The organism is Microbispora sp. GKU 823 (assembly GCF_002027145.1).
Classification (GTDB): domain Bacteria; phylum Actinomycetota; class Actinomycetes; order Streptosporangiales; family Streptosporangiaceae; genus Microbispora; species Microbispora siamensis.
Genome location: NZ_MWJN01000198.1, coordinates 1 through 5,323, shown reverse-complemented (window position 1 = coordinate 5,323; position 5,323 = coordinate 1). Strand labels below are relative to the sequence as shown.

The 5,323-nt window shown below is 71.4% G+C and carries 6 protein-coding genes; 3 read left to right on the top strand and 3 right to left on the bottom strand.

All coding sequences use genetic code 11. The annotated features are described in order from the left end of the window. Nucleotides 1–146: 146 nt before the first annotated feature. Together B1L11_RS43800 and B1L11_RS43795 are read left to right on the top strand one after the other, a co-directional pair. Complete coding sequence (locus tag B1L11_RS43800; protein ID WP_079321037.1) at nt 147–950, top strand: copper resistance protein CopC; 804 nt, start codon at nt 147–149, stop codon at nt 948–950. Then, on the top strand, nt 881–1,732 hold the full coding sequence (locus B1L11_RS43795; RefSeq protein WP_143737989.1) for a CopD family protein: 852 nt from the start codon (nt 881–883) through the stop codon (nt 1,730–1,732). The genes B1L11_RS43800 and B1L11_RS43795 overlap by 70 nt, the downstream gene beginning before the upstream one ends. A 215-nt stretch (nt 1,733–1,947) precedes the next feature. On the opposite strand, the gene B1L11_RS53555 is transcribed toward B1L11_RS43795, so the two are convergent. Both B1L11_RS53555 and B1L11_RS43785 read right to left on the bottom strand, forming a co-directional pair. Next, nucleotides 1,948–2,592: a hypothetical protein gene (locus B1L11_RS53555; protein WP_256863430.1), complete on the bottom strand. Its 645-nt coding sequence runs from the start codon at nt 2,590–2,592 to the stop codon at nt 1,948–1,950. Continuing rightward, complete coding sequence (locus tag B1L11_RS43785; RefSeq protein ID WP_179155599.1) at nt 2,589–3,860, bottom strand: SpvB/TcaC N-terminal domain-containing protein; 1,272 nt, start codon at nt 3,858–3,860, stop codon at nt 2,589–2,591. Before B1L11_RS43785 ends, B1L11_RS53555 begins: the two co-directional genes overlap by 4 nt. A 697-nt stretch (nt 3,861–4,557) precedes the next feature. Here B1L11_RS43785 and B1L11_RS43780 point away from each other — a divergent pair. Then, nucleotides 4,558–4,740 (top strand): hypothetical protein, encoded by a 183-nt coding sequence (locus B1L11_RS43780; RefSeq protein WP_143737988.1) that lies wholly within the window; start codon nt 4,558–4,560, stop codon nt 4,738–4,740. 129 nt (nt 4,741–4,869) lie between these two features. Here the strand turns inward: B1L11_RS43780 and B1L11_RS43775 are convergent. Further along, nucleotides 4,870–5,323 (bottom strand): RICIN domain-containing protein (locus tag B1L11_RS43775; RefSeq protein WP_256863429.1); only part of this gene is annotated, 454 nt, incomplete at its 5' end.

Sequence of the window (5,323 nt, the reverse complement as noted above, 5' to 3'; positions counted from 1 at the left end):
GCGACCGGGCTGCGCCGGCGCACCCCGGTGCCGGCCGCCCGCGCCGCTCGCGGAGGCGGACACCGCCGCGCCGGCTCTCGCCGTGACCCGCACCACGGACGCGCGGCGCGGGGCTCGCCGTCCTCCTCGCAGGGTTCGCCACCGCCGTGTCCCTCGTGGTGGCGAGCCCTGCCTGGGCGCACGCGGAACTGGTCGACGCCGCGCCGGCCAACGGCCAGATCTACCAGGACTCCCCTCGGACGCTGCTGCTGCAGTTCACCGACCCGGTGACCGTGCCGCCGGACGGCCTGCGGCTGTTCGGCCCAGACGGCGCCCGCATCGGCATCGGCGCACCGGTCCACCGCGTGGGCGACGACACGTCGGTGGAGGCCCCGCTGAACGGGAAACTCGCCGAGGGCGTCTACACCGTCTCGTGGCGGGTGGTGTCCTCCGACAGCCACCCGGTGCAGGGCGCCTACACGTTCACCGTCGGTACGCCGGGCAGCCGCCCGGCCGGCGTCACGCCCCCGGGCGATCGTTCCGGCGATGCCGCGACGGCGTACGGCGCCGCCCGATGGGCCGCGTTCGCAGGGTTCGCCGTGCTGCTCGGCACCGCGTTCTACCTGGCGTGGTGCTGGCCGGCCGGTGCGCGGCGACGGCCGGCCCGGCGGGTGTTGTGGGCCGGCTGGGGCGCCAGCCTCGCCGCCGCGATCGCCTCCGGCCTGTTGTACGGGCCGTACGTGGCCGACGGCGATGTGGCGGGCGCCTTCGACCCGCGGCTGCTGTCCACGACGTGGGCCACCGGCCTGGGCCGTGCCCTCGGGATTCGCGTCGCTCTGCTGCTCGCCGCGACCTGGAGCATCGCGAACCACAGCGTGACGGGCCAGGCGGCGGGTTCGCCGTGCCGGTCGACGTCGTGCACTTCGTCGCCTGCTCGGTCTGGCTCGGGGGTCTCGTCGCGCTCGCCATGACGCACGTGCCGACCCGCGACGCCGTCACCCTGCGCGTGGCGGTGCCCCGGTTCTCGCACACGGCGCTGGTGTGCGTGGCGCTCATCGTCGCCACCGGCCTGTTCCAGGCATGGCGGCAGGTCGGGTCGCCGCCGACGCTGTTCGCCACCGCGTACGGCCGGGTTCTGCTGGCGAAGGTCGCCCTCGTGGTCGTGCTGGTCGCGTTCGGCGCCGCCGCCCGCGGATGGGTCGCCCGCCACTACGGCGCGGGCGGCAACCGGCGCCGCGGCGGCCCTGACCCGCACCAGCTCTACGCGTTCTACCGGCGGCTGCTGGCCGAGATGGCGGTGGGCGCCGTCGTGCTCGGCCTGTCCGCCGCGTTGGTCGCCATGGAGCCGGCCCGCTCGGCGTACGCCGAGCGCCGCTCGACGGCGGCGCCCGCGAATCGAGCGGCGCCGGTGCCGGCCGTGCCCACACCCGTGCCGTTCTCGGCCGGCTCCGGCCCCGCCGCGCGCGGTGCGGTGCTGCTCGCGGTATTTCCGCCCAAGGTGGGGCCGGCGCAGCTGCACCTGTCGGTGCTCGACCCGAACGGCGCGCCGCTCAACGTGCCGGAGGTGCACGCCGCCATGACCCTCACAGACCGGGACCTCGGGCCGATCCCGGTGGAGCTCCAGGGCGCCGGCGGGCACTACATCGGCCAGCTGAACCTGCCGTTCCCGGGTCGCTGGCAGGCCGTTCTCACGGTCCGCACCACGGAGACGGACCAGGCCACGGTTCGCGTCGTGGTCGACGTGAGCGCCTGAAGGGCGGATTCGGACAAGCCGCGCGGCACGCGGGCCGAGATCGACACGGCGGTCGCGGACGCGCAGTGCCGGGCCGAGACCGGCTACTCCGACGTCCGCCGCACGGTCTACACCAAGGCCCAGCAGCGGGTCACCGACCGCGATCGTGCCCGGCTCGGCGTCATCAGGTCGCTCAACGAGGCCCGCCTCGCCAACTCCGCGAAGGTTCTCGGCGCTCAGCTCAAGTAGTGGAACTCGGGTTTCGGGTGCATGAGGAAGTCGTGGTGGGAGATGTTCCACGCGTACGCGCCGGCCATTGCGAAGGCGACGACGTCGCCGACGGCGAGTGCGGCGGTGACGTGGCGGGCGAAGACGTCCTTGGGGGTGCAGAGCCGTCCCACGAGAGTCACCGGGCCGTCCTCGCCCTCCCCGCTTCGGGGCAGTACGGCTAACGGCTGGTCGTGTCCCTTCGTCACCGGCGTGCGCAGGTGGTGGGTGCCGCCGGAGAGCACGGCGAAGCGTTCCCCGTGGACTCGCTTCACGTCGAGCACGGTCGTCAGGTACCACCCGCAGTAGGCGGTCAGGGCCCGCCCCGGCTCCACGCGCAGCGTCTCGCCCGTGCCGCCGTAGGAGTAGCTGGTGACCTGCTCGGGTGAGCCGCCGACTAGGTCGATGTCGGTGACCGACATGACCAGCCACTTGGCGTAGACCTCGCTGTAGTAGTTCCACGTCCCGTTGATGATCTCCTGGTTGGTGGTGACGAAGTAGCAGTCAAGACCGCGGGTGTCCCAGCCGGTGGTCGGCGGGTACTGCCACGGGTTGGGGCAGGGGTGGGGCTGGCCGTATTCCACCTCGCTGCGCCCGCCCAGGCCGTTGTTCACTGCGCCGATGCGGGGGAACTGCACCGGTCCAGCCCGACGCTGACGGCGTTGTCGAGGAAGGTTGCATCGAACGTGGTCGGCGGTAGCGCGATCTGCGTCCCCTTGCCGTCGGCGAGGCCGACCTGCTGGATGGAGTCCAGCCACAGGATGGGGTACTTGTCGGCGTTCCAGATATCGCCGGTCAGCCACTGATACGACAGGTTCCACCGGGTGACGTCCTCCCAGTTGGTGGTGCCTGGGATCAGGGTCTGGGTGGTGATCGAGCTCAGCTTCTGGGTGGTGTAGAAGGACGGCCCCTCGTTGAACAGGCAGTACCCGTAGTCCCCGTCCTCGCACCAGGTCGGCACGTCGGTGATGTTGCCGGAGGCCCGGCCGGTGGTGGTGAACACGATCCGCGCGGTCGGGGTGGAGCCGGTGACGGCGATGTTGTGGCCGTAGTCGACCTCGCGCACGTGGGCGGCCTTGTCGTACTCCGGAGAGCAGTCGCTGTCGTAGTCCAGCGCCGGTGTGCAGTAGGCGTCGTCTTCCTTGGCGTAGGAGTAGTCGATCACGTTGCCGTTCGGGTCGACCTCCCGGTCCAGCATCCAGCGCCAGGGCTTCTCACAGATCTGCGTAACCGCGGACTCTCCGCTGCCCGGCGCGGGGTAGTACTCGTGACAGCGCTCGCCCTCGTCGTCGCCGATGAAGGACATGGTCAGCGAGGAGTCTTCGTTGTAGCCGAACCGGTAGACCGTGCCGTCCTGGGTGGTGATCCGCCACCACGACTGCGTCGCCATCGGCTCGATCTTCCAGCCGTAGTCCTCGACTGTGCGCCAGTTACCGGTGGAGTCCTTGACGATGTCGGTGGAGTGGCCGTCCACCGATAACGTCAGCTTGGAGGCGCCCGGGTCGGAGGAGTACGGCGACTGCCAGCACTTGTCCGGCCACCCCACCTGGGCGGTGTTGTACCCCAGCCGGCCCGAGGACGCATACCCCGAACACGACACGAACGACCGCTCGATGAACCCGGTCTCCAGTTCCCAGCCCATCCCCGCGATTCCGGACTGGTTGTTCGTTTGAGAGGTCAGCGAGTCCACCGCTGCCGAGGAGTACTGCAACGCCAGCTTCGGGGCGTCACCGGAGGGGGCGGGCGGGGCGGTGATGGGGTAGCTGTAGGTGAACGCCCCACCGGCCTGGCCCGCCTGCCACGTCCCCGACGGCTTCAACGGCGAGGCGGAGAAATCACCCGCCATCGGTCCCTGCGCCGTGGCGGCAGCCGAAGCCGCCACCGCGTAGACGAAAGCGTCAGCGGTGCCAGCAGTGGCAGCTGCGGGCGATGCAAGCGAGGCCTTCGCCGAAGCAGTGGTCGCGGTGGTCGGCGTGGCCTGCGCGCCGCTGCCTCCGGCGCTGTTCCCTGCGCCCGGCGTCGTGCCGCCCGCCGCAGGAGCGACCTCGACCTCGGCCGTCAGATGGCCTGTCATCGCTGGCTACGTCGCTGGTGTCGGCGGCGGTGGTGAACAGTTCTCCGAGCCGTTGGTAGGACTCGAGCGGCATCAGGTGTGCCCGCACGGTTAGGCCGGGCGGGGTGATGTCCAGGCGCGGGCCCTGGTCGTCTTGCGACAGGGCGAACCGCGCGGGCGCGCCGGTGGCGTCTCCGGGTACGAGGGCGGCCAGACCGCCGGGCAGGGCGGTGACGGTGTCGACCAGCCGGGCCAGCTGATCGGGTGAGGGGGGTGTTTCTGCTGATCAGGACGGTGAGGGTCCAGTCGCCGTCGAGGTCGTGCAGGCGGCGGTCGGCCACGTCGGCCGGGCCGTCGGTGGTGGCGAGGCGTCCGCGGAGGTCGCGGGCTCGGTCGGCGAGCAGGCCGAGCGCTTCGGTCAGGTCGGTGCAGGGTCGTATGCGTGTGCCGGCGGTGTGCAGTTCGGCCGTCGCTGTTGGTCTGGAAGCTCACCTGCGCCGTCCGCGAGTCGGGGGTGGAGGCCCGCATGTTGCGCCCGCCCGCGCTGACGCCGGCCATGGTGCCGAACGTCTGGCCGGACGCCCATGTCCCGCCGTCGGTCCAGCTCTCCGACAGCGTCGCCACCGAACCCGACGCCTCGGCCTTGAGGTTGCGCGGGCTCCACAGCTTCACCTGCGCGGTCTGGGTGCTGCCCGGGTCGCGCCCGTGACGTCCACCACCAGTTGGGAGGTGTCGGCCCGCACGTACGCCTTCAGCGTCATGCCGCCGCCGGACTCGTACAGCGTCCCGTCGTACAGGTCGAAGTAGCCCGTGAAGTCCGCCGCGCCGGTGAGCCTGCTCAGCCCGGGGATGACGACCTGGCCGGGCGATGTCGGGTGAGATACATGGGGTCTCCAGACACGAGGGAGCTCGGGGACGTCCGGCGCCGGGGCGGTGGGGCGAGCCCCGGCGCCGTGGCATGGTCAGACCCGGTCCAGCGCTGGTTGGCCTGGCCGTTGCAGGTCCAGATGATGACCTTGGTGCCGTTGGCGGAGCCCGCGTTGTAGGCGTCCAGGCACTTGTTCGCGCCGACGGCGGTGATGGTGCCGTCCGAGTTGAGCCGCCACTGCCTGGTTGCTCTGGCCGTTGCAGTCCCACGATGATCACAGTTGGTGCCGTCCGGCGGTGCCGCGGTTGTTGACGTCCAGGCACTTGTTGCCCGTAGACCCGCAGCTCCACCCGAGGCGGTCGGCGTCCACTGCTGGTTGGTCTGGCCGTTGCAGTCCCAGATCTGCACCTGCGTGCCGTTGGCC

Coding starts and splice junctions, on each gene's coding strand:
- B1L11_RS43780 (WP_143737988.1), top strand. CDS start 4,558: ATGTTGCGCCCGCCCGCGCTGACGCCGGCCATGGTGCCGAACGTCTGG.